General features: G+C 55.1%; 20 protein-coding genes. 13 read left to right on the forward strand and 7 right to left on the reverse strand.

Annotated elements, in window-relative coordinates; translation table 11 throughout:
• Positions 1–75: 75 nt before the first annotated feature.
• On the forward strand, positions 76–813 hold the full coding sequence (locus ACYQ54_RS26185; RefSeq protein WP_460087681.1) for a Crp/Fnr family transcriptional regulator: 738 nt from the start codon (positions 76–78) through the stop codon (positions 811–813).
• A 678-nt stretch (positions 814–1,491) separates the two neighbouring features.
• Positions 1,492–2,199 (forward strand): response regulator transcription factor, encoded by a 708-nt coding sequence (locus ACYQ54_RS26190; protein WP_460087682.1) that lies wholly within the window; start codon positions 1,492–1,494, stop codon positions 2,197–2,199.
• A gap of 1,273 nt (positions 2,200–3,472) precedes the next feature.
• On the opposite strand, the gene ACYQ54_RS26195 is transcribed toward ACYQ54_RS26190, so the two are convergent.
• Entirely contained in the window at positions 3,473–3,820 is a 348-nt protein-coding gene (locus ACYQ54_RS26195) for a response regulator (RefSeq protein WP_460087683.1), read from the reverse strand.
• 107 nt (positions 3,821–3,927) lie between these two features.
• The gene (locus tag ACYQ54_RS26200; protein WP_460087685.1) at positions 3,928–7,026 is read right to left on the reverse strand and encodes a CheR family methyltransferase; all 3,099 of its coding nucleotides are present in this window, start codon (positions 7,024–7,026) and stop codon (positions 3,928–3,930) included.
• Between the two features lie 317 nt (positions 7,027–7,343).
• On the opposite strand from ACYQ54_RS26200, the gene ACYQ54_RS26205 reads away from it, so the two are divergent.
• A complete protein-coding gene (locus ACYQ54_RS26205; RefSeq protein ID WP_460087686.1) occupies positions 7,344–7,931 on the forward strand; it encodes a response regulator in 588 nt (195 codons plus the stop codon).
• A 73-nt stretch (positions 7,932–8,004) separates the two neighbouring features.
• Here the strand turns inward: ACYQ54_RS26205 and ACYQ54_RS26210 are convergent, their stop codons facing one another.
• Positions 8,005–8,925, reverse strand: coding sequence for a transglutaminase-like domain-containing protein (locus ACYQ54_RS26210; protein WP_460087687.1), 921 nt, complete (start codon positions 8,923–8,925; stop codon positions 8,005–8,007).
• 101 nt (positions 8,926–9,026) lie between these two features.
• Here ACYQ54_RS26210 and ACYQ54_RS26215 point away from each other — a divergent pair, with 101 nt between their 5' ends.
• Positions 9,027–9,923 carry a transglutaminase family protein gene (locus ACYQ54_RS26215; protein WP_460087688.1) on the forward strand — a complete coding sequence of 299 codons (897 nt, stop codon included), beginning with the start codon at positions 9,027–9,029 and terminating at the stop codon, positions 9,921–9,923.
• A gap of 146 nt (positions 9,924–10,069) precedes the next feature.
• Here ACYQ54_RS26215 and ACYQ54_RS26220 read toward each other — a convergent pair whose 3' ends face one another.
• Positions 10,070–11,161, reverse strand: a complete 1,092-nt coding sequence (locus ACYQ54_RS26220) for a fatty acid desaturase (RefSeq protein ID WP_460087690.1) — start codon at positions 11,159–11,161, stop codon at positions 10,070–10,072.
• Positions 11,162–12,196: 1,035 nt separating this feature from the next.
• Between ACYQ54_RS26220 and ACYQ54_RS26225 the strand changes: the two genes are divergently transcribed.
• Positions 12,197–12,394, forward strand: coding sequence for a hypothetical protein (locus tag ACYQ54_RS26225; protein ID WP_460087691.1), 198 nt, complete (start codon positions 12,197–12,199; stop codon positions 12,392–12,394).
• A gap of 60 nt (positions 12,395–12,454) precedes the next feature.
• Here ACYQ54_RS26225 and nhaA read toward each other — a convergent pair whose 3' ends face one another.
• The gene (gene nhaA / locus ACYQ54_RS26230) at positions 12,455–13,774 is read right to left on the reverse strand and encodes a Na+/H+ antiporter NhaA (protein ID WP_460087692.1); all 1,320 of its coding nucleotides are present in this window, start codon (positions 13,772–13,774) and stop codon (positions 12,455–12,457) included.
• An 83-nt stretch (positions 13,775–13,857) separates the two neighbouring features.
• Complete coding sequence (locus ACYQ54_RS26235; RefSeq protein ID WP_460087694.1) at positions 13,858–14,094, reverse strand: hypothetical protein; 237 nt, start codon at positions 14,092–14,094, stop codon at positions 13,858–13,860.
• A gap of 410 nt (positions 14,095–14,504) precedes the next feature.
• Here ACYQ54_RS26235 and ACYQ54_RS26240 point away from each other — a divergent pair, with 410 nt between their 5' ends.
• The 7 genes from ACYQ54_RS26240 to repC all read left to right on the forward strand — a co-directional run bounded on the left by ACYQ54_RS26240 (position 14,505) and on the right by repC (position 22,657).
• Entirely contained in the window at positions 14,505–14,831 is a 327-nt protein-coding gene (locus ACYQ54_RS26240) for a hypothetical protein (RefSeq protein WP_460087695.1), read from the forward strand.
• The gene (locus tag ACYQ54_RS26245; RefSeq protein ID WP_460087696.1) at positions 14,828–15,181 is read left to right on the forward strand and encodes a hypothetical protein; all 354 of its coding nucleotides are present in this window, start codon (positions 14,828–14,830) and stop codon (positions 15,179–15,181) included. The genes ACYQ54_RS26240 and ACYQ54_RS26245 overlap by 4 nt, the downstream gene beginning before the upstream one ends.
• Before the next feature lie 15 nt (positions 15,182–15,196).
• Positions 15,197–15,406, forward strand: coding sequence for a hypothetical protein (locus ACYQ54_RS26250; RefSeq protein ID WP_460087697.1), 210 nt, complete (start codon positions 15,197–15,199; stop codon positions 15,404–15,406).
• A gap of 320 nt (positions 15,407–15,726) precedes the next feature.
• Positions 15,727–18,192, forward strand: a complete 2,466-nt coding sequence (locus ACYQ54_RS26255) for an arylsulfatase (RefSeq protein WP_460087714.1) — start codon at positions 15,727–15,729, stop codon at positions 18,190–18,192.
• A gap of 571 nt (positions 18,193–18,763) precedes the next feature.
• The gene (gene repA / locus ACYQ54_RS26260; protein WP_460087699.1) at positions 18,764–20,002 is read left to right on the forward strand and encodes a plasmid partitioning protein RepA; all 1,239 of its coding nucleotides are present in this window, start codon (positions 18,764–18,766) and stop codon (positions 20,000–20,002) included.
• 2 nt (positions 20,003–20,004) lie between these two features.
• Positions 20,005–21,009: a plasmid partitioning protein RepB gene (repB, locus tag ACYQ54_RS26265; RefSeq protein WP_460087700.1), complete on the forward strand. Its 1,005-nt coding sequence runs from the start codon at positions 20,005–20,007 to the stop codon at positions 21,007–21,009.
• Positions 21,010–21,382: 373 nt separating this feature from the next.
• A complete protein-coding gene (gene repC / locus ACYQ54_RS26270; protein WP_460087701.1) occupies positions 21,383–22,657 on the forward strand; it encodes a plasmid replication protein RepC in 1,275 nt (424 codons plus the stop codon).
• 320 nt (positions 22,658–22,977) lie between these two features.
• Here repC and ACYQ54_RS26275 read toward each other — a convergent pair whose 3' ends face one another.
• The gene (locus ACYQ54_RS26275; protein ID WP_460087703.1) at positions 22,978–23,811 is read right to left on the reverse strand and encodes an NAD(P)H-dependent oxidoreductase; all 834 of its coding nucleotides are present in this window, start codon (positions 23,809–23,811) and stop codon (positions 22,978–22,980) included.
• A 96-nt stretch (positions 23,812–23,907) separates the two neighbouring features.
• On the opposite strand from ACYQ54_RS26275, the gene ACYQ54_RS26280 reads away from it, so the two are divergent.
• Positions 23,908–24,825, forward strand: a complete 918-nt coding sequence (locus ACYQ54_RS26280) for a LysR family transcriptional regulator (protein WP_460087705.1) — start codon at positions 23,908–23,910, stop codon at positions 24,823–24,825.
• Positions 24,826–25,126: the final 301 nt, after the last annotated feature.

Genomic DNA, 25,126 nt, shown 5'->3' on the forward strand with positions numbered 1-25,126 from the left:
TGCCGTATGATTGAGTGAAGGAATGCAGTCTTTGGCCGACGCTTTTCCGGTGCTTCCGCACCTCGAGAGGTGTCCATGAATTTTAGCGAATACAGCCCGATCGTCCGCAAGTTATCCGCTTTCGTTGCATTGTCGGCTATCGAGCTTGCACTTCTCGAGCAGCTTCACCAGCGCCGCAAGGTCTTTGTTCTTGGACGCGATCTTCTGCATCAGGGGCAGGCAAACCGGGCCACTTATATCGTGGAATCCGGCTGGGTCTGTTCCTACAAGATCCAGTCGGACGGCTCGCGCCAGATCGTTGATTTCCAGATACCGGGTGACATTCTGGGACTGCGCAGTGTGCTACTGCGCACGTCGGATCACAGCGCGGAACCTGTCGTGGAAGTCCACGTCGCGGAAATCTTGTCAAACGATCTTCTGGAGGCATTCTCTCAAGCCCCAAGGCTGGCGACTGCCATTCTCTGGGCCGCGTCAAGAGACGAGGCAATGGTCGTCGAGCACCTGGTAGGGATTGGCCGACGGGACGCGGATGCTCGCATGGCCCATTTTCTGCTTGAGCTTGGAGCGCGGCTGACGCTTGTGGGGATGGGAACTCAGCTGAAATACGCCTGTCCGCTTACCCAGTATCATCTTGCCGATGCGCTGGGGTTGAGCGCTGTGCATGTCAACAGGGTGCTGCGGCATTTGCGGGAAAATGGTTTGGCGACCTTCCGGGATGGGTACGTGACCATCGTCGATTACGAGGCGATGGTAACGCTGGCGGGTTTCGATCCCACCTATCTGGATCAGGCCGGCCCCATCCTCAATTGGTGAGGAGCCCGGCTGAGGGTCGGGCAGAACCGAAAACGTTGTTTCTGGATCTTGTCGTCATTGTCGGCCGCAGGTGATTTGCAAGTGCCACGATAGCGTCTCAGCGCTGCTTCCCGCTTGGCATCTCTCGTCAGGATGTCCTCCGCCCGAACCAGGTGCCTTTAGGCGCGGACGTCGCCGGAACCACAAATCTGCGAAGCGATTTATGTATCAATGGATTAATTGCAAAATATACTTTCTCGGCGCAGCGAAAAACCAAGTGAAGTTACATTCTGATAACTGTTGGTGTCGGCAAAAGCTTTGAATCGATTTGAGTCAAGAATACTGCGAAGGATAACGAAAATCTGAAATTGGGATTTTTGTTATCTCGAGTTTTTTATTTATACTTTTTGATATCAATTACATTTGCAATTATTAATTGTAGTTTTGATGCGGGCGGATTGGTGTAAATGTTTGGAATTCGCATATCGGACAAATACAAAACTGGATGAATTCAATTTGGTTTTCTGTTCCAGTAAATATAATGATTTATGTCACCGATTTTTTCCCCGGTGTAGACTATTTACTATAAAATGTTGGCTGGGAATTGAATTTCATTGATCCTTTTCAGCCGTCCCATGACAGTAAATTCCTTTACGTAAGGTCGAAGAGGGAGAGGCATGGGCATTCGGGAGGCACTCAATGTCTGACCATCTGCGTCACCTATTTTTTATAGGTCCAAGGGACAAATTGCCGAAACCTTTGGAAAATTCATTGGTTAGAGAACTGCCCAACCTTGTTGTTCACGTGTCGAGTGAATGGGACCGGCTCGTCGAAAAAGCCACTAATGAAGGGGTGTCGCCTGCCCTGATCCTGGTTGATGAGGCCTTTGGAGCCGCGAACGCCGACCGGCTGCAGCAGTTCCAGGACAAATATCCCGATGCCATCCTGTGTCTGACTTTCAACGGTGAATACAAGTCGAAGCAGCATATTCGCGAATGCCTGAAGACCGGCATCATCAACAACGTGATTCCCATGAACTTGCGGCTGGACTTATGGCTCTACGCCGTTCAGATAATGCTGCATGGTGGGTCCTACATGCCTCCCGATCTTGTCGAGCTTCTGGAGATCGATCGAAATCTTCAGATCGAGAAAGCACGCAAAATGGTTGCCGACAATCGCGGCAACGGATCGGGCGCCGTAAGCACACTCACACCCAGGGAACGAGAGGTGCTGGCACTGATTGCCAGAGGGCAGCAGAACAAGAACATCGCTGCAAATCTTTCGTTGTCGGAACACACGATCAAGCTCCACATCCATCACATCATTTCGAAGATGGGCGTCTCAAATCGGACCGAGGCTGCAGCCGCATTTCTTCAGATACATCGAACGGGCGACGGCAGCGGATAGGTGGTCTAACGCATTTCCAGAATGAAAGGATCGGCTGAAATCTTTGCTTGAACAGCGAATAGTCAGAAGCAAACGCTGTGCGCTGACGTTATCCACGTTCGTTCGAAAGGTGTTTACTCATTTCCGACACCAGGGCTCAAAACGGCAAGTTTTCATGTCCTTCGGATTTGATCGGATTGGCCCTCTTCAACGTTGCGAAAGCTTGAAAATGAGCCGCATTTCCTGCGCTTCCGCGTCTTGAGGAAGACCAATGCGCCTCAAATCATTTCCTCTTCATTTAAGAGCCAACACCCTAATCAAGCTTATGCCGGGAAGTAGTTGAGGTGGGGAATTTTGTTTTGTTGAAACGAGTATAAATATACTGAACGACAGGTATGTGAGCCATAAACTCAAGTACACGCCTGAACCATTGCGGTTGTCAGGTCTCCTGATCGGCCTGTTGTTTCGACGGATCGAAATGAGTAGTACCAAGCTTGTTCAGCAGGTCCTGCATCGTCAGAAGTCTCAAGTGAAACCAGAAGGTATCTTCCGGCTGATATTTCGGATCGAAAACAGCGTATTTACTTGAATTTGTATGAGAATTTTGCCCACCGTTCATCCTGTTAGCCTCTCAATCCAACAAAAGATGATTAGGGCGTTATTCGGTCTTGAGACTGATGCGCCCGACATGCGATCTGGAAATACTAGTGAAGATACTCAGATTCGTCACCTTTTGATGCAGAAAAAATAGTTGATAATTATGTCTATACTATTCAATATTTCATTTATTTACAACTTGTCTAGTTTTTTGGTTGTATTGTCTGGGGGCGTGGTTTCGTCGACAGCCGGCCCGATTGGATCCACCGCTGCGTCCCTCGGCTCATTTGAAAAAAGTCAAATCTTTAGATGGAGTTGATCAGGAGGTGTGTTGTCTGGACGGAAAGTGGCCTTCACCGGCACAGGGGTCCTGCGCCCAGGGAAGCGCAATAGTGCTTGATTGCACGAATGGTTCTTCTTTTCGGGTCGCCATCCAGTTTGCCCCGAAATAACCCGTCCTTGTTCAGCTGTGACCGGACAAGATAGAAAACGCATTCGGATTGCTGCGCAACACGCCCGCATCAGCCGGGGCCATGAACGACCGGCGTGGCCCTGAAGTCGCTTGTCGCCGGGCACAAGTCGGCCACTGCGTGCAAGTCTGAACGGGGCAGGTGCAGTGCACAGCCAGCCAACACACTTCATGCAAACGGCTTTGAAGCGTGGGCTTTTTCAACCCTCCGGCTGCCGGGGTACATTCTTAGCTGCACAGTTCCCGGACCAGTGTAAGCAAGGTCGTCTGCTCGACCGGCTTTGAAACCAACTGATACTGGCGCAGTTTGGGAGGCAACTTGTCAATGTTGTGACCGCTGAGAAACAGGAATGGAATGTTTTTCTCGTGCAGCTTTTCGGCAACCGGAAGACTGGTTTCTCCGTTCAATTCAATATCGAGGATAGCTGCCGTCAGAGCTTCCTGACGTATGTGAAAGCAAGCGTCCTTAACAGAGGCGCACGGTCCGACGACATGGAGGTTTGCACCGCGGAGCGTCGACGCGATATCCGATGCAATCAACCACTCATCTTCAACAACCAGAATGTTGGCACTCACGTCGGTACTCCCAGATAAAGCACGTTCCGACAAACAGGAGAGGTGTCTGAAATATTGCTGACGCCAATCTCCTGAAGGACCTTGCGTTCCATTCGTGTGTCCAAGTCCTATGCATCAAGTCCAAAGGACATTCGAACCTTCAACCCATCGGGGTCAAAACTGGTTTCAACCTTGCCGCCCAACCGGTACTCAATTTCGCCTTTGACCAGTGAAAGTCCGAACCCTTCATGCTTCGGTTGCGATACCGGTGGGCCTCCCTGTTCTTCCCAGGCGAGATTGAACTGCCCCTTCTTGACGTTCCAACTGACGTTGATCTTGCCTTCAAGGTTTTTCAGAGCACCATGTTTGGACGCATTCGTCGCCAATTCATGGATCGCCATGCCGACCGATAATCCTTGTTGCGGTTTCAGATGAACTTCGGAGCCGATTGCATTGAAACGACTGGCGTCAAAGACCTTGCTCTCCTTGTAAACCAGATCGGCAACAGACGCGTTCTTCCAGTTGGACTGGGAGAGGAGTTCGTAGGAACGGGCCATGGCGTGGAGGCGTCCGTTCAGGGCGTTTACGAATTCCCTGGTTCCACTAGACGTCTCCAATGTGTGATTGGCGATGCTGATCACCACCGCGAGCATGTTTTTTACCCGGTGGTTCAGTTCCGCAATCAGGACCTGATGATGTTCTTCCGCCTCGGCAAGTGTCGTTACGTCTACAAGTGTCACGACGACACCATCCGTGTCCCCTTGATCGTTCAGGTAGGGGATCAGACGAACCAGATAGTGTTTTCCGTCAGTGTCTCGCGTGAGCTTGTGCTCAACAACGTCCGCGGAACTGAAAACTGCTGCAATATGCTCTTTGAGCTCCGGATATTCGAGGTTGCTGGATAGATCGGTGAGCGGTCTTCCCACGTCCGCTTCGCGCAGGTTGAAGAAGGCGGAGGAGGCAGGGGTGAAATTGCGGATCACGAGATTGCGATCGAGAAAAACGGTCGCCACACGCGTGCTCTCGAAAAGGTTCTTCAAGTCACTGTTGGCGCGGTCGAGCTCCTCAACCTTGCGACTCAGCTCCAGATTGATCGTGTTCAGTTCCTCGTTGAGGGACTGCAGTTCTTCTTTCGACGCCTCCAGTTCCTCGTTCGTCGACTGTGCCTCTTCGTTGACGGAGACCAGTTCCTCATTGGACGACTTCAATTCTTCCAGCGCCGTTTCATACTCCTCGATGGTCGATTGCAGTCTGTCGCGCATGTCGTGAAGTTCACGCTCCATCTGCGCGGTGCCGTCGGTCGGGCGATTGATCTTTCCTGTGTCGACCTGTTCGCCGCCACGGGGCGTGGGGCTGAAGAGAACGAGATAAAGCGGCTCGGCGGCATGTATGTCCTCAAGCGGTTCAACGCTCAAGGTCACCGTCTGACCGTGATTGCCGTCTTCATCGACGCTGACATTCTCCCGAATGACGGTCGATTGGGATGTTGCGACCTCGCGAAGCGCCGAGCGCAATTCCAGCCGCAAGCCCTTTCGGGCCATCGAAAGAAGTTGCCGGTTGGGCGCGCCTTGGGAAGGCTCCAGATACTTGCCTGTCTTGGCAGAAAAATAAACGATGTTGCCGTCCGCGTTTACCACCACATGGGCAGGAGAAAACCGTTCCAGAACTTGTGTCTCGACGGTCTGGCGCAGCGACTGATAGGTCACTCCGCCTGGAACCACATCCGTGTGGGGGGGAGAGGAAATGCGCTGATCTCCGATCAGGATTGGCGGACGAAGTGTAGTCGAGGCATGGTCCCGCCTCTGGAAGAGACGATTTTTCTTGTCGATGGTTGAAAACAGCTCGGTGTGCTGGCTGATGCTCTCCGAGGTACCGAGAAACAGGAAACCGCCCGGCTTGAGGGCATAATGGAACGTTGACAGAACGCGGCTTTGCAGCTCAGGCCCCATGTAGATCAAAAGATTGCGGCAGGAGATCAGGTCCATGCGTGAAAATGGAGGATCCCGGATGATGCTGTGGGGTGAAAAGACGCAAAGTTCCCGCACCTGGCTGTCAATGACATAGCCACCCGTGTCTTTTTTGAAGAAGCGTTCCTTGCGTTCGGGCGACACGTCTTCCAGCAGTTGCTCGGAATATCGGCCCGCACGGGCGATCGCGAGGGCTTCGTCGTCGATATCCGTGCCGAAGATCTGCAGACCAGGTCGGCTTCCGACCTTGTCGAGATACTCTCGCATGAGGATGGCGATCGAATAGACTTCCTCTCCGCTCGCACAGCCCGGTACCCATATCCGCAGGACGTCACCCGCGCCGCGCCCGTCGAAAAGCTTCGGGAGTGCCTGGTTCTCCAGCACGTCAAAGGCGTCGGGGTCGCGAAAGAATTTTGTTACATTGATAAGCAGGTCATTGAAGAGATTGATGGTTTCGGCCGGGTCACGTTTCAGCAGCTTGATGTAGTCATTGATGGAATGCAGTTGGAGCACCTGCAGTCGCCGTTTGATGCGGCGAACGAATGTTTTGGTCTTGTAGCCCGAAAAATCGTGCCCGGTCTGGCTGCGCAGAATTGGATAAATCGTATCGCGTGCTTGCCCAAACGCATCGTCGTCCAGCAAGGCGTTGTCGGCGCTGAATTTGGACATGGATCTCAGGTTTTGGGCAAATGCCGCGATTTTTTTACCCATCTGCTCGACCGGCAGGGCGATATCAACCATGCCGCTCGCGATCGCACTCTCAGGCATATCAGGGTTGTGGGGGCGAGAGCCGTCGCTGGATTGGGCGAGCATGAGCCCTCCGCGCTCCTTGATCGCCTTCGCACCAAGCGTTCCATCACCGTCTCCCCCCGATAAAATGGCGCCGACGGCATACTCTCCCTGGTCATCCGCGAGGGAACCGAGGAATATATCGATCGGTTTGCGTTCACGGCAAATTGCGTCCGGACTCCTCAGTTTCAGATGCCCGTTGTGCATGGTCAGAATTGCGTTTTGCGGCATCACGTAAACACTGTCCGAAGCGACCTTCATGCCGTCTTCGGCTACAATCACCGGTAATGATGTGTAATGTTCGATGACTTCGTGCAGATGGCTTTCCCGCTCTGGGCTGAGATGGGTCACGATCACGAAAGCGGCGCCCGGGCGTTCCGGTACACCCTTGAAAAAACCCTTCATTGCCGGAATTCCTCCGGCGGAAGCCCCAACACAGACAATTGGAAACTTTGTGTCCCCGTCAGTCACAAATATACCCCGCTTGCGCTGCAAAGGCTTGGAATGTAGTCTTCGTTTGATAGGTTAAGTTACCTGATAACGCTAGAAATTCTTAGAAAAGAAGCGGTGGGCAAAAAAACTGTGTAAGCCTGCCGGAGTTAAGGTGCCTGGCCACGTAAACGATGTGAAACAGGCAAACTGCAGAAAATGTGGGCATATCGCCTGTTCCGTGCGTCTCGACCCCAGTAAAAAACGTTTTCGGACAGTCTTGGTGCCGGCACGACGCCTTCAGATGAACCGGTCCTAGACACGGCAGGGTTGCTGAGAGGGCTGGTGGGGAGAATAACTTGACCAGTGTCCGTGGCCGCCGTGTTCTGATCGTCGAAGACGAATATCTCCTGGCTCGCGATCTCACCAACTATTTTCAGAATTTGGGCGCGATTGTGCTGGGTCCGGCGCCCAGTCTTGAAGCCGCGTCACAGGAAGTCGAACAGGCTGACATCGCAGTCCTGGACGTGTATTTGAATGGGCAAGCCGTTTTTCCGATCGCAGATGAGCTGTTGCGGCTCGGGACTCCGTTCGTGTTCTATACCGGTCGCGACGACATAATGATCCCGCTGCGGTTCCAGCATGCAGCACGTCTGTCCAAACCCATTATCGATTGCAAGATTTTCGAGGAATTGTTCCCGCCCTTTACGGACGATGATCCCGAAGAGGTTTCAACAAACGAAATACTTGCTGTCTTGCCCAAGCTGACCCTAGCAGCACTTGTTCTGATGGAAGAGATCGGTCCTGCAAACCGTCTCCTGGCGTTGACGATGACGCGCGCACTGACACCTCCTTGTAAAAAGGGTGAATATGCCAGCGTTGAAGCCTGGCTGACCGATCTGCTTGACCAGACGCACCGGGATTGCGGACGAGATCTACTGCTTTAGGCAATGCCCAACTCTTCAGCAGGCCTTGCTGACCAGGTCTGCGTGCGGCAGCGCTGGAGATCTTAAACAACACTCAATTCAGGTGCGGACGGCTACCGACCGGAGCGGAAGCTGGCTGGGTTCCCAGCCCACGTTGACTTGGGTGGGGCCTTGTCTCCAGCGATTGGAGCAAACTGTCGTCGTCTTGCGTGTCCGAGAGCTCGAGGCTCCAGACCCGAAAACCGGTAAGGTCATAGGCACCGAATGACGTGATCATTGCAACGTCGGCAGCATCGTGACCCCTCACCATGAGTACGCGGCCAACCCTTGGTACATTGTACCGGGCATCGAACGTGTACCATCTGCCATCCAGGTGCACCTCGAACCAGGCGCAGAAGTCGTCGAACCCTGTGTCTTCGACACCGATATCCCCCAGATAGCCACTGGCATAACGAGCCGGTATGCCCATTGCGCGGCACAGGCTTATCGCGAGTTGGGCGAAGTCCCGGCAGACGCCGGTTTTTTCCTTCAGCACGTTGGCGGCGGTCTTGTCGGGTCTGCCGAACTTGTAGCCGAAGGAAACATGAGAATGCACGAAGTCGCAGATTGCTTGAACTCTCGGCCAGCCCTCTTGCGTCTGACCGAACGTTTTCCAGGCAAAATCGCCCATGAGATCGGAATCGCAGTACCGGCTGGCAAACAGGAAGGACAATGTTTCGTTTGGAAGGTTCTGCAAGGCGGTCTGTCGCAGGAACGGCTTAACCTCGTCAGGCAGCCCGTCCACTTCCACGATGCAATCCGACCAGAACGTGGACACGCCGGCGGGAGCGACCGCACGTGTAATGCGGTTGCCATAACTGTCCGTGTATTTCCGCATATCGGGAATGCTGCTGTTGGAGACATGATCGGTGCCGATCATCCTGCCTGCAAAGTCACTGTGAACGCTCAAGGCCAGCAGCATCGGAACAGGCGCGGGGCAGGTGACGGTAATCTCAAATCCTATTCGGATGAGCATGACGATCTTCCTTGTGCGCGTGTGAAATAGGGTCCAGGCTGTAGCGCCTCCTAAGCCAAGGACATAAACCAACAACGGTCGGTGGCGGCGACAAGGTTCCAATGACAACCGCTATTCGTATCCTCCACACTACACGATACCGCTACAGTCGCCCGGTAAACTTTGGTGCTCACCGGCTGTTGCTGCGGCCACGGGACGGACATGACCTTAGATTGCTCTCGTCGGCGATTGTCATTTCGCCCGAAGCCCGGCTGCACTGGCATTTCGATACCTTCGGCAATTCGGTCGCGACCGCGCAGTTTCCAATCGCTTCGGACGTTCTGGAGTTTCGAAGCGAACTCTTGATCCGCCGATTTTCCCATGTCGACTTTCTTGCATCGCCGGACCGGGGAAAAAGTGCCTATCCCTTTGTGTATCCGGACGAGGATCTCATAGACCTCGCACCGTTCATGTCGCTTGGAAATCCTGAGGACCGCATCGTGCTCAGTGCCTGGCTGGCGGCAGAAATAGGCACCGGACCGGACGAAGTTCTGGCTTTCCTTCGCATGTTGTCCGAAACGATAAACGACAGTCTCACCTATCTTCGCCGTGAGCGGAGCGGTACGCAAAGCGCGGCGACCACGATCGAAAAGGGCACCGGCAGTTGCCGCGATTTTGCCTTCCTGTTCATGGAAGCAGCGCGTCAGTCCGGTTTCGCTGCCCGCTTCGTGACAGGGTATCTGAACGATGTCGTGGACGACGGGCAAAAGCACACTGGCGGCGGTGCGACCCACGCATGGGCAGAAGTGTATCTTCCGGACGAGGGCTGGGTGGAGTTTGATCCCACCAATCGGATCATTGGCAGCCCGAACCTGATCCGGGTCGCCGTGACCAGGACGCCCCGCCAGGCAATTCCCATCAGCGGTACCTACGATCCGCGTCCGGGCGCAGTCTATTGCGGCATGGACGTCGAGGTGAAGACGAGCCTAGAAGCCTATGACCCGGAGACTGCCGATTAGGGAACTCGATGACTGCTGCGGTCGCAGGCGAGGGGACCGCAGCTCAATCGGGGGCGGCAGTGCGAACTACCAGAAGATTCACAAGAGGCCGTCTGCTGAAGATCGAAGCTGCCACTGTTCTGCCTCGGCAACTGCTTCATGCAGGGTCACGCCGCTGCTGCCAGTCTTGATTGCCGTTCATCCCGAAAGGAAACAAGGCGGCGGGTGTTTTCATCCCACAGGACCAGTTTCACGCAGCCAAGGCTTTTGCGCAATGTGAGCCGGCTGACATTGCGCAGTTCCGGGTGCTCCTTGAGGACTTCCGAAAGCCGGTAGAACGGAATCTTGGGAGCGAGATGGTGAACGTGGTGGATGCCGATATTGCCCGAGAACCAGCGCAGCAGAGGCGGCAGATCATAGTGCGAGCTGCCGGTAAGGGCGGCATGCTGGAAATCCCAGTCGTTCTCTTCAGACCAATGGGTCTCTTCGAACTGGTGCTGGATGTAGAAGAGCCAGACCCCAGCGCTTGCAGCCATCAGGGTGATTGGGACTTGCACCAGGAAAAACGTGCTCGTTCCAACCAGCCAGATCATGACGGCAAACGGCACCGCGATCCCGAGATTGGTCGCGATGGTTGATACCCAGGGCTGCAGTCCGGACCGCATCAGGCCACAGGGCAGGCGATATTGGGCGACGAACAGCCACGCCGGTCCAAGGCCGAACATGACAACGGGGTGCCGGTAGAGCCAGTAGCGCATGCGGCGCCAGCGGGACAGGGCCCTGTATTCGCGTACGGTCAATGTATCGACGTCACCGACGCCGCGACGATCGAGATTGCCTGCGGAAGCATGATGGATGGCATGTGTCCGGCGCCAATAATCGTAAGGCGTAAATGTCAGAACCCCGATGATCCGGCCGATCCAGTCGTTCACGCTGCGCCTGGAGTAGAGATTTCCGTGTCCGCAATCGTGCTGCAGGATGAAAAGCCGTACCAAAAACCCAGCTGCCGGGACTGTCAGGATCAAGCCGAGCCAGTAGCCGTGAACGACTAGAGCCGCGGTAATACCCCACAAAGCGATGAAGGGGATGACCGTAATGGCAATCTCGACGCTGCTGCGGCTTGCGCTGATGTTCCGGAATTTGGCGAGTGCTGCAATCCAGGACCGGCTTTGACGAGCTGCCGGGGTCTGTGTTTCCGTTGAAGGATGTTCAGGCCTGTAATTGAGATCAGTCGAGGTCGTATTCAGCAGTCCGGTCATATATGCGGCCTTCCACGCGGTATCCTGGAGTGTGATCGTTTCTCCAGGAATAAAGTCCGTGGATATCGAGCAGCGATTGAACCGAACTTGTCGGTTAAATTGGTCTGCAAGTTTTCACTCGCATCTACAATCCTATTTTTGCGTTTGTAGAAAACTATTCAGAAAAATTGACGGAAAACGCTACATATCGTCAGATAAATCTCTCGAATATGAGGTAAAGCACCATTGCAAAACTCATGATTGCGAATTGCGCTGCGAGCGCATCGGAATTCAACATTTTGCGAAAACTGAGCCTGGAGATGGTCAATTTTACCCTCAATCGTTTGGGGCGAAGTATGTAATCTCCCGTCGCCAGCGCCCTGTATAAATGCTGCCGATGATCAATCATATAATGTAAATGTGTTTAATTTGCGAATATTTTTTTGCTTAATTGTTCAACGAGATAAATATAAAAATTGGGAAATTGAAGTATTTTTGAATTTCTTCATTGAAATTCGAAATTTGTTCACCACATCAAGAAGCGATAGGTTTTGTTTTGAGAAATTTCTGCTTTCGCTTTCATGTTGTGAAATAGAGACATGATCCCATGGCGCACGCTTCAGCTGCCTGAAAAATAACCTCTCAAGAATAGCTGCTGATCTGGCTTACCGCCTTCAGCGCTGGTGCAAGGCTTTGCATTTCCAACAAACATACGCATAGCGCTGGTTCGTTTCTGTCGTCGGAGGTCAGCCTGATCCGAATGATCCGGCACACCAGGACGACTGCCTGCCAGCAGCGCGAACCTTTCGCAGCGAAGCCCGAACCGGCCTGCAAATACACGCAGGTGACCAGCCGATGAGCGCCCGCACCTGCTTCGGTTTCCCGAGCGGCTAACGCGGCGCAACGGCCCCCCTTTCAACTGACGAATTCTCTTGAAGGAGAAAATACATGATTACCGAAACCACCCGCCAATCCAGGCGCAACAGACCACACCAAATCATGCCTGCACACCGTTTCGCTGTTGGCGAACTGGTTAGAATGAGGAGCAACCGTGAAATGGCGACCTCACGCGGCGATGCCTTTCGCATCACGGCTTTGTTGCCGTTTTCCGGCGAGCTTCCGCAATACCGCATCCGCAATGATTGCGAGCTGCACGAGCGTTTGATCACCCAGGACAGGCTTGAACCTGTGGTGATTTCCGAAAACGCTCACGACAACGCACTTCTGATCGCAAAAACATTCGGCCGGGGATGAATCTCTGTCGCCAGTTTCGGCGATGCCTTGCAATCTACTGCTTTCGGGATGCGTGCTGGTTCAGCGCAATCGAGGAAGCAGCGTCAGCCAGAGGAGGATCAGGAATCCGGCAATTGCAGAAAAGGCGGATCCTGTGAATACGCCGAGTTTCGCGGCGTTCAACAGTAACGGATCGAATGCAAGATTTGCGATGAAGAGTGACATGGTGAAGCCGATGCCGGCAAGACAAGCACCGGCGGCCAGAAACGGCCAGGACAGATTTGGGTGCAGCACCGCCAGGCCCAAGCGTACAGCAACCCAGCTGAAACCAAGCACGCCGAGCGGTTTGCCGAATACAAGCCCTGCGACAATTGCCGTGGAAATCTGCTGACCAAAATCGGTCCATTCGATTTCGACGCCCGCGTTTGCCAGCGCGAAAACCGGCATTACGACAAACCCCACCCACGGATGCAGCACGACTTCGAGCCTCTCAACCGGGGAAAGGGATTCCGATACTGCGCGACCAACCTTGCGCAGGTCATGCCGTTCGACACCTTGTCCGCTTGATTGTTCGCTTGTCGGGTAAGTCAGCACGCGGGACAGGATCGCACGCAGGCGGGCGTCACTTACCCAAATTCGTGTCGGCGTCATCAGACCAAGGGCAACGCCGGCAATTGTCGCGTGGATCCCGGATGCGTCTACGCACAACCACACCATCACACCCGCCAGACAATAGATCGGGAGGTTCCTGATGCCGAGGCGGGCAATCACGGCGATCAATCCAAGCCCCAGAATGGCGGCACCGATAGCCGTCCAATTCAGAGGGCCACCGTAAAACACGGCCACTGCAAGGATTGCCCCGACATCGTCGAAAATAGCCAGTGACATGAGAAAAATCCGGAGAGCGGGTGGAATTCGCCGTCCGAACAGGGCCAGGCAACCAATCGCAAACGCCGTGTCGGTGGCCATGACGGTTCCCCAGCCTCGGGTGCCGGGGTGCCCGGTATTGAAAATCAGGAAGATGACGACTGGAACAACCATTCCACCGACAGCCGCAGCAAGGGGCAATGCGGCTTGTCTTGGTTTTCTGAGTTCACCCAGGACCAGTTCCCGCTTCAGCTCAAGAGAAATGAGGAAGAAGAACAAGGTCATCAGACCGTCGTTTATCCAATGCCGCACTGAGCGCGTGAAGTCCAGCGGACCGAAAGTCAGGCCAACCGGCGTCTCCCAAAACCCCAGAAAGGCCGTTGCCCAGCCGGAATTGGCCAGAAACAGGGCAATCAGCACTGTCACGAGAAGCAATCCGCCTGCCGCGGTTTCGACCTTGAGAAATCGCGCGACGGGTTTTGTGAACCTGTCGGCGAATTCGGATGGCAGATCCGTGTTTTTCTGGACGGGCATATCGATCCCTATCTGGTGAAATACGTCCCGATCCGGCGGTCACAATGCGGCAAAGCTGCTGATGTCCGGCAGTTGCCACCAGCCTAAGGCCTTCTTACCGAATTGCCGCCTGAGATGATCCGGTTGATCAGTTCGGCAACAGCCCGGTGTGTTTCTATTTCAGTTTCCGGAGCGGGCACGTTCTCGTGTGTAGCGGCGGCATCGCGCAGCACCCCGACGATTTCGTTTTCGGGAAGAACCTTGTGGTCGTTCAAGGCCAGGAGAAGCGCTTCGCAAATCGAAAGCGCCGCCATTCCGGAGTAATCTCTCTGGTCGGGCATCGTTGCTGCCCCTTTCGATGATTGGAGCCCAGGCTCAGGTGTGGCCTGATGAACAATACCATCTTGACAGAAATCCCGAGCGACGGACTGATCGAAAGCAGTCTCTGCGCAGAGATCTAGGCCAAATTGACAATCCCTCGCGGATCTCCTTTCAGCGCCGTTCGAGCGCGTCTTCACAGCAGGTCTGCGGTCTCGATCTCACACCCGCAATCACCAGTATGCGTGCGCTGCAGCCACGGCTCGAATTGCGGTGGAACTCAAAATATGGACCAAGATTTAGGACGAGGACTAACCTGGATCAGCGCACGCGCCCTTTTACCTCACTATTGTGTTGGTAGTCGTTTCTTGTTTTGCGCGGAAAGCATCTGAATAAAATCCCCGGCAATTATGAGAAAACGACATTTAAACTGGTGAATCAGAAGATGTTTGTGCGCTCAACGAGATCAATTGTAAAATTTTATCATCCTTTCAACTTGAATGGAGATCCGGAATGTCTTCCCGCGGGAGAATATGAAGTCGTTGTCGAGGAAGAGCTTTTGGAGGGATTGAGCTTTCTCGCCTATCGGAAGACAGCAACATATCTGGTTGTCGTCGGCAGAGGTCTCAACGCGGGCGAGACGGCAATGCGAGAGATTTCGGAAAACAGCCTTGAGAGCCTGATCGGCCGGGATCGCCGGCTGCAAGAGGAAAGTCAATTGAGTGATACCGAGCACCTTCGGCAGGAGGAGTTGAAATGAATAGGTTGGAACGATTGAAACCTGTCGTCTTTGGCGCCGCGATCGGTGCGACCCTGGCCATAGTGGCCGGATTTTCGTTTGGTGGCTGGGTAACCGGAGGAACTGCGAACAAAATGGCAAGTGCGCTATCGCATGACAGCGTGGTTGCGGCACTTGTGCCTGTATGTGTCGACATGTCCGATACCGATGTCGAAAGCGCCGAAAAGCTGGCAACGTTGCGAGAAACCGCGGCTTACCGCCGTAGAGTCGCACTCATGGAAATGGGGTGGGCGACGGTGCCGGGCTCTGAAACCGCGGACAGGGATCTGGCGCAAGCCTGCCTGGCAGCACTCGAACTCGACAAATCATAATCGGGAGCCCCCATCATGTCAGAAACTACAGTTGCTCCGACACCCGCCGATGCCCTCCAGCTTCTCGACGAAGCTGCAGCGGATACCGTTGCTTTTTACGTGAAGGAAAATCTTACGCTTAGGGACTTTTTCCGCCGGAAACAGCGAAATAGCCGGACGGAGACCTTTGCGATTCAGGCAGCGGAAAATGAAGGCATGCGGGCCGTGAAGGATCAGCCGGAATAAGAGCTGCGTCAGACTGCACTGCTTGACTTCGATTTGCGGCAATCTCTGGCGGCCCGGACAGTCTGAATTGCTCGCAACTGTAAGAGGGGCAGGTTACGCAGTGCTGCGTATTGTTATTTTGTACAAGTTACTCTACGTAAAATTGAAATAGGCTGGGCACGTTATCCCGCTAGGCAAAAAGCAGTTCCGCCACAGCGAGTGAGTATCGGTATCCCATCTGGTGAGGAAGCTGTTGCCGTCAGGTCGCCTTCAAGGCGACGAGGCAACACAGACAGGGGAGATGGCAGATGCGAGTTCATTCCATTCTTGCAACAAGTTTGATGGGCTTGGTTTTATCTTGCGGGGGGATCACTGCTGCTTTGGCACAAGCTGCCGCCGGTGCGCCCGACGCCACAAGAACCCTTAACGGACTGCAGCTTCCACCGCCGCCGCAGCAATTCGGTGGTGAGATCGATACACTCGCCGAGGACTCCACACAGTGGTGGCCGCCTCGTGTTGTCCCGCCGTCGGACGCACCGAATGTCCTCCTGATCATTACGGACGACTCTGGCTGGGGTATTCCAAGCACCTTCGGTGGTGTCATCCCACACCCGACGATGGACGCCCTTGCCGAGGATGGCCTGAAATTCACCAGCATCCATTCCACGTCACTGTGCTCTCCCACCAGGGCGGCGCTGATCACCGGGCGGAACCACCACAATGTGGGCTTCGGCGTGATCTCCGAACAGGCGACGGGATATCCGGGCTACAACAGCATCATCTCCGAGGACAAAGCGACCATCGGCCGGATACTTCTCGACAACGGCTACAACACCTCATGGTTCGGCAAGGATCACAACACGCCGGCCTTTGAAGCCAGCCAGAGCGGTCCGTTCGATCAATGGCCGACAGGCATGGGTTTTGAGTATTTCTACGGTTTTGTCGGGGGGGATGCCAATCAATGGCAGCCGAACCTGTTCCGCAACACGACCCAGATCTATCCCTTTGAAGGCAAGCCCGGTTGGAACCTGATGACCGCTATGGCAGACGACGCCATCGACTGGATCACGCGGATGCACCAGATTGCGCCGTCCAAGCCTTTCTTTGTCAAGTTTGCGCCCGGTGCGACCCATGCGCCGCATCATCCGACCAAGGAGTGGGTCGACAAGATCAGTGCGATGCATCTTTTCGACGACGGCTGGAACAAGCTCCAGGAAACCATCTTTGAAAAGCAGAAGAAGATGGGGTTCTTTCCAGAAGATGCGAAGATCACACCCTGGCCGACGGACCATATCAAGAACTGGGACCAGCTTACGGATGTCGAGAAGAAGCTGTTCATTCGGCAGGTCGACGTTTTCGCTGCTTATTCCGCCTATATGGATTACGAGATCGGCAGGGTAGTCCAGTCGCTGAAGGACATCGGCGAATACGAGAACACGCTGATCATCTACATCAACGGCGATAACGGCACGAGCGCCGAGGGTGGCGAACTCGGTACGCCGAACGAGGTTGCGTTCTTCAACGGCATCAATGCCATTCCTGCCGAACAGCAGATGAAATGGTACGATGTCTGGGGAACCGAGGAAACATATAACCACATGGCGGTCGGCTGGACGTGGGCCTTCGACACACCATATCCGTGGATGAAACAGATTGCCTCTCAACTCGGGGGCATTCGGCAGAACATGACTGTCACGTGGCCTGCTAAAATCACCGACAAGGGCGGAAAGCGGGATCAGTTTCTGCATGTCATCGATGTCGTGCCGACGATCCTCGAAGTCACCGGTATCGCTCCGCCACAGTCTGTCGACGGGATCACCCAGGCACCGATGGATGGCAAGAGTTTCGCCTATCTCTTCGACAAGGCAAACGAGACAGCTCCTCCACCTCGCGACACGCAATACTTCGAGATGTTCGGGCAGTGGGGCCTCTGGCACGACAACTGGTTCCTGGCGACGAAGGTGAACCGGGCGCCGTGGGACGCCTTTGGCCCAACCAATGAAGATCCGCTGAACAACCAGGTTTTCGAACTTTATAACCTCAAGTCGGATCCGACCCAGGCTAAGGACATCGCCGCTGACAACCCGGCCATGGTGCAGCGCCTGAAGGAAACCTTCATTCGCGAGGCAACCAGATATCAGGTCTTCCCGCTTGATGCTTCCGTCGGGCCCCGGGTGGCAGCCCCGCGCCCGAACATAACCGCCGGCAGGGATGAATTCGTCTATACGAGACCCATGACGGGTTTGCCGCAGGGAGATTCACCATCCATTCTCAACAGTTCCTATACGATTACTGCCGAACTGGAGATTGCCGAAGGTGGTAGCGAAGGAATGATCCTCACCTCGGGAGGGCGCTTTGCCGGCTACGGGTTCTATCTCCTGGAAGGTAAACCGGTTTTCCTCTGGAACCTGGTCGATCTGGAACGGATCAAATGGGAGGGAAAGACAGCCCTGTCACCAGGCAAACACACGGTTGAATTCGCCTTCAAATATGACGGGTTGGGTGCTGGAACGCTTGCTTTCAACAATATGAGCGGTGTGGGCAGGTCCGGCAGCGGAACGCTTAAGGTCGACGGTGAAGTGGTTGATACCAAGAAGATGGACAAGTCCATTCCGGTCATCCTGCAATGGGATGAGGCCTTTGATATCGGGTCGGACACGCTGACAGGGGTCAACGACGCCGACTACAAACCCCCGTTCACCCTGACCGCCAAACTGGAAAAGCTCACCATCAAGGTGGATCGTCCGCAGCTTTCAAAGGCCGATATCGCCAAATTGCGAGCCGCCACGCAGAAAGCGAGCGACTGAGCCGAGCTTTGCACCGGGCTGGCCAGCTTCGGGTAATCTGCCCGAAGCTGGTGTTTCGAAGAAACGCGAAAGGCGAGCCCGGGACAGTTGCGACAACTTCACAGTCCTGGTGCCGGCAATTGGCAATCTTCTGCATGGTCAGATGGATCTCGCTGCCGCTAGGTCACGTTTTCCGCCTGGACCGATTCTGTTGAAAAACCAGAAGATCGTCCGTTAACCGGCAAAATACTCGAAAAAGTTCCAGAATTTGTTGTGCCCCGCATGAACCCCGTCCGGGTTCTCCGAAGAAATGCGGGCGTAGCGGAAGGCGCGTCGCGGGCTTTCGAGGAGACATTGTAACCAATTGAAATAAAATAGAAAAAATTTTATCAAGTCGAATGGATGCAATCCGAAAAGAGCTGGCTGGCACCGCTGTGCCGGTGAAAAACCTCCGAGATGCGTGTGAAACACCCGCTCAACCCTGCCGGGTTAGGGTTTCGTTAACTTAAATTTCCTTGCACCATCTGCCGGAATCCTGCATCCATGACGGAGTTAAAGCTCATATCGGGCATAAAACCGTCAGAGGGCATTGATGGCCGTTACCGAACAATTTTCCGGTGGACGCGATACGACCGCAAAGATCGAAAGTTTCACGCAGAAGCTTTCAGACCGTTTGCAGACGATGCGCGAAATGACCTATCCGCCGGAAGCCCGCAAGGTTTTCGGCCGGACTTTTTCCACCACGGATCTGGTTCGTCTGCTGGGTGTGCCGGAAAGCACGCTGCGCACCCTGACGCTTGAGGGTAAGGGGCCGCAACCGCACCGCGCCGAAAACAATCGCAGGATCTACACGGTCGAACAGGTGTGGGAACTGAGAGCCTTTCTTGCCGAACTCAGGCCTGATGACGCCCATCGCCTGGTGCCGCATCGCCGCGCGGGAGAGAAATTGCAGGTCGTTGCCGCTGCGAACTTCAAGGGCGGCAGCTCGAAGACCACCACCTCCGTTCATCTGGCCCATTACCTGGCTATCCAGGGATACCGGGTTTTGTGTGTCGACCTGGATCCCCAGGCGTCCATGACCACGACCTTCGGCATTCAACCGGATCGTGATCTGCGCTCCGGTGAAGATGATGACGAGCGGACCGACACGACCTATGACGCCCTGCGGTATGACAATTACCGCGTGCCTTTTTCCGAGGTCATTCGCGAAACGTATTTCCCGGGCATTCACCTTGCCTGCGGAAACCTGCGCCTGATGGATTTCGAATACGATACGCCAACTGCGCTGGCCGAACGGACGACAGATGAGCTGGGCCTGTTCTTCCAGCGCCTCGATGCTGTGATCCAGTCGGTCGCGGACAACTACGATATCGTTGTCCTCGATACGCCACCCTCGCTCGGATACACCACCATGGCGGCGCTTTATGCCGCGACCGGCCTGATCATCACCGTCCACCCGGCGATGCTCGACGTCTCGTCCTGCTCCCAGTTCCTGAAGATGATCTCGGATGTAACCCATACGCTTTCCGAAGGCGGCGCGGTTTTCGAACATGACTTCACGAAGTTTCTGCTGACAAGGGTCAATCCCAACGACGGACCGCAGAAGATCATGTCCGGCACCATGCGCGACCTGTTTGCAACGGACGTTCTCGTGGCCGAAGCGATTGAATCGACCGCCATCGCGTCCGCCGGGGTTGCCAAGAAGAGCCTTTACGAGATCGAACCGGGAGAAGTCGGCCGGGAAACCCTGAAGCGGGCGCTTGAAAGCGCGGACCGCGTCAATGCCGAAATCCTTGATCTGATCAAGAGCGTGTGGGGCAGGGAGGTTTGACGATGAAAAAGTCGATCGTCAAAATGATGTCCGATGCCGCTGCGGCGGCTGCCGACAAGAAAGAGCCGCCGAAGCCGGTTGCTGGCCAGAAGGTGACCGCACCTGTGGTGAACTCCATGGGCCGGGCCTTGTCGCATATGCGCGAGGACAGCATCGTTGCCCTCGATCCGTCGAAAATCGACCCGAGCCCTTTCGCCGACCGTTTCGAGACGGACACCGAGGCGCAGGAAGCGTTGGAGGAACTCAAGCTTTCCATTCAGGATGAGGGCCAGAGGATTCCGGTCCTCGTCCGGCCGCATCCCACTGAACGAGACCGCTATCAGCTGGCCTATGGCCACCGCCGCTTGTTCGCCATTCAGGCGTTGATGGCGGAATCCGGCAAGCCTGAAACGTTTAAGGTCAAGGCGTATGTCCGCAAGCTGAGCGATGCCGAACTGATCAAGGAACAGTCCCTTGAAAACGGTGTCCGCGAAAACCTGACATTTGCGGAAATGGTCCTGTGGGCCGTGCAATTGCGCGAAGCCGGTCTCAAGCAACGGGAAATGCAGCCCGTGCTCGGTCAGGTCCAGACCGTCATTTCCAACATGAGGAAGATCGCCGACAGCATCCCGCATGACATTATTCGCGCGATCGGCCGGGCCAGGAATGTCGGCCGTCCGGCCTGGATGGAGCTGGCGAAGCTGTTTGAGGATCCCGCAGCAGAACAACGCGTGCGGGAGGTGATTGGCGGTGAGGACTTCAGGCTGGCGGCTGCCCAGGACAGGATGTCCATGGCAATGCAGGCGGCAAGGGGCAAACAAAAAAGGACCGCAGCGGCAGGACAATCGGCCACCGAAATCACGGCGGGCGGAACTGTGCTGGCCAAACTGAAGAGAACTCCGTCCGCAACCATGTTCTCGATACCGAAATCCGAAGCGGAGTTCAGCCGCTGGCTGGAGGAAAACCTGCCGGACGTTTATCGGGATTACTTGCGGCAGCGGCAGGAAACGGAGCGTTCGAAGGGATGACGGTGGCCGTGCAGGTCTCGAGAAGATGTGCCGGGCACGCAATTTTTATGGGACGAGCAGGCGGTATTCGCCTCTGGCCCGGTCGTCAACTGGTCGGATATCGGCCAAGGCCCGTGAAAAAGGAGGGGGTGCGAGAGAGATAGAGTTCAAATGAAAAGAGACCGAAACGGCGGCAACCGTTCAGTCTCTTTAATCACGGTTCAACTTGGAACGTCCAAACAGGAACCTCAACACTTCCCTGTTTTAGGCGAATTCCGAATCACGCGCAAGATCCATCTTGTGTGAACGGTGGATTTCTGCCGATTTCCCAAAGTTGAACCTCCTGAAACGCATAACGCCGCACGTTTGCTCGTGTCGGCGAACGGAGGTAGTCATGCCTGCTGTTTCGAACGTCTCTTCCTTTCGGAAGGTGACGCCGGGGATGCTTGCGTCTCAACGCCTGGCAATGTCGAACGACATTCCCGACATTGGAAAATCGGAAGTCGCGATTGCTTTGAAGCGCGCAGCCCAGCCGATCGGGCTAACATCGACAGCCTATCATGTGCTGGATATTCTGCTCGGCCTGTCGAAGCCGGATGACTGGAAGGGGGACAACAGGCCCGTCGTCGCGATCTCGAACGAGAAGCTGGCATCCTATGTAGGCAAGAGCGAACGGACAGTCATTCGAGCCATCAAACAGCTCGTTGAAGCCCGGATCCTGGCCTATCGGGACAGTTCGACCGGCCGCAGATGGGTGCACCGGAATGATAGTGGTGACATCACGTTTGCCTACGGTCTCGATTTTACGCCGGCAAGGGTTCGTTATCGCGAAATCAAGCGACAGGCCGACGAATGGCAAGCGCATCTGAATGCCATGCGCGAGGCAAAGCGGACCGTGACACGGCTTTCTAGGGCGATTGTTGACATTGTGGATGCAACGAAGGACGCGGACCTGGGCGACTACCTCGATCAGATGTCATCAATTCTGGAAAGCGACAGGGATATCCAGGATAAGGCGCAGGCACTTCTGGATCTCTATGATCTGGTGATGGAAGCCGTCAAGGAGGCTGCACCACACTCCCCTGATATGGCTAAAACACATAATTCGTCATGTGAAGATGACATCAATGTCACCCCATTATCTAATACAAGCTCACCAGACTCTTGTTCTAATAATCGGACATCTGCTAACGCAGATGAATTCAATATCAAAACTAACGTCGCCTACGGCTCCGAAATGGCTCCTGAAAGGGAGCAAGCGGAGCGGGGTCGAGGCTCTTACCAGCGACAAAGCGAGCAGAAAGGTCCAGGTGAAGGGAATTTTGTCCGTTCTGAAACCCTGGATGCTGTTTCGATCTCTTTGCTGGAAAGCGCCTGTACGTCCGTCCAGAGCGATTTTGGGCTCTCTCTCAAAAGCTGGCCGGATCTCATTTCCGCAACCGATGTGCTGAGGGTCGGCATCGGATTGAGTGAAAAGGGCTTTGCCGATGCGTGTGGCAAGCTGGGGCGGCATGTAGCGGCGGCAATTCTTGCGATGGTCGCCGAAAAGGCGCTGCGGGATCCGGACAAGATCAGTTCTCCCGGCGGCTACTTCCGGGCGTGTTGCGAACGGGCGACGGAGGGTAGGCTCGCGCTGGCGAAATCCCTTTTCGGTCTGGCGGCGCGTTGAATGGCCGGGCCGAAATGTTGCACCTGACTGAAGATCTTTTCCGGCCAGGGCTGGCAATATGAAAGGCCTTTTCGATGTCCTCGATCAATAGGTCGGTGAGGCTCCGGATCTTTCGACCCGGGTGCTGGCCCGGCGGGCGGACAAAACAGGCTCTTCCGGAAAGAGGTGGCTAGCGCGTTGTAACCGGCACAAGAGCGACGGAAGACCGCTCTCGACACCGAAGGATGCAGAATGGTCCGGGAGCCGAAGCGGAGGTTTCAGGGCGCAGGCACCAGAATTCACTTCGCTCCCGGATCATCCATGGGAGGGGTGACGGGGGATCAACTCGACTTTTGGTTTCCGGCACTTTGCGAAGTCGCGGACGCAGGGACTTTGCTGTCCACATGCAGCGCGAAACCACTTTCATGCGGCTGACCCAAACCCGGGCGGAGCAGCATGCTCGGGATCAGGTAGTCGCCAGCGTTCTGCTGACGATAGGGGATCGGGTTATCAGTGAACAAAGTCCGCATTCTTTCGCGCAAGCGTTCTGCGGCCTGGGCAAAACCATACTCATCGAACCTGTCGACCTTGTAGGTCACGAACGGCGGCAAGACATCGTATCCCGGATAGTAGAGGATGCCGTGATTGATCGGAAACAGGAGGTCATCGATCGGCCCGTTGATCCCGCGATCGGCGTAATGTTCTTCCCAGCCTCCGGCCGTGACAATCAGCATGGCGCGTTTGCCGCCCAGTGTGCCTTCTCCGTAGCGATCGCCCCATCGCGTCTCGCTGTGTTCGCCGACGCCATAGGCAAAACCGTATGCAAACACACGGTCGACCCAACCTTTGAGAATTGCCGGCATGGAGAACCACCAAAGGGGGAATTGAAGGATCAGGGCATCAGCCCAAAGAAGTTTATCGATCTCGGCTTTGACGTCCTCGGTGAGCGTGCCGGCCTCGAAATCCTGCTTTGAGGCAGCTGTCGCAATGAGGCGGTCATCGGAAGCAAGAGAAGGAAAATCCGCACGGTCGACTTGTGGCTTCCAGTTCTCGGCGTAAAGGTCCGAGACCTGCACTTCATGTCCTTCGGTCTCCAGTGCTTTGAGGGCTACATCGCGAAGAGCAGCATTCAGCGAGCGCGGTTCCGGATGGGCATAAACAAGCAAAACTTTCATAAGGGTCGTACTCCTGAGCTTGGAACGGGACCCAATAGATAGCCAAGGCACATTTGATCCGGTATGCATGGGTAATGAATAAGATTGTGCCGGAAAATGGATAGGTCTGACGTCTCTCTGGAACGTATGCGAACTTTTGTCCGCGTAGCCGAACGGGGCAATCTCTCTGCTGTTGCGCGGGAACTCGGCGTTGGTCAGTCGACGGTCACACGTCATGTTCGGGAACTTGAGGAGGCCGTCGGGGTGCCTCTGCTGAACCGGACGACAAGACGGGTTACATTGACCCATGAGGGAAGCCGTTACTACGCCAACAGCGTCCAGATTCTGCGTTTGACGGAACAGGCCGTTGATGAGGCTCGGGCCGCCCGCGACGCGTCATCCGGTTCGATCCGTATTTCCTGCACGTCTGCTTTGGGCATCCTGCACGTTACGAGATCGATCTTTGCATTTCAGGATCTCCATCCCGACATTGCCATTGATCTCAGCCTCACCGACGAACGCATCGATCTTGTCCGCGAGGGTGTCGATATTGCATTTCGTCTTGGACCACTTGCTGATAGCTCCATGAAATTGCGCGCCCTAGGCAAATCCCGGCGCTTGCTGGTCGCTGCACCTTCCTATCTGACCCGTTACGGCAGACCGGCTGGTCCGAACGACCTGAAGACCCATGAAGGCATCAGAATGTCGAACGTGGCCGGGAGCGATGCGCTTGTTCTGGAGGGACCGGATGGCACTTTGCATCCCGTGCCGTTTGGCGGACGGTTTCGCGTCGATCACGGACTAGGTGCCCGGGAGGCTCTTCTCGCGGGACGCGGCATCGCCCCGGCGCATCTTTGGCTTGTTGATGATCTGCTGCGCCAGGAAAGGCTTGAAGTGGTCCTGCCTCAGTTTTGCCTGCCACCCATCGCGCTGAGCATGCTGATCGCCCCCAGCCGCAAGGACATCGCCAGGGTTCGATTGCTGGTCGAATTCCTTGCAGACCAGGTTGCCGGCATGCCTGGGATTGACCAATGACATTAAAGCCTCTGACGTGCCGCCGGTTCCCGGCGCTCTGCACAAACAGATGCCATCTTGGGACTGGTATCCACGTTTCCACGTGACGCGTTGGGGAAACGTCCAGTTGGTCGGCCGTAATATTGAGTCCCGCCCAGATCGAAATCAGGTCGAAACATGAAATATTGTTCGCACCACAATCGCGCGATAGTAGAAGTTCCATAATCCAAGTTATGCGAATAGCCTGTATAGCAGCCATTTAGTAATGCGACACTTGGGCCAGTTAGAGATGCGACACTTCCCGTCCGTCTGACGCTGGTCA

Source organism: Roseibium sp. LAB1, from assembly GCF_054658235.1.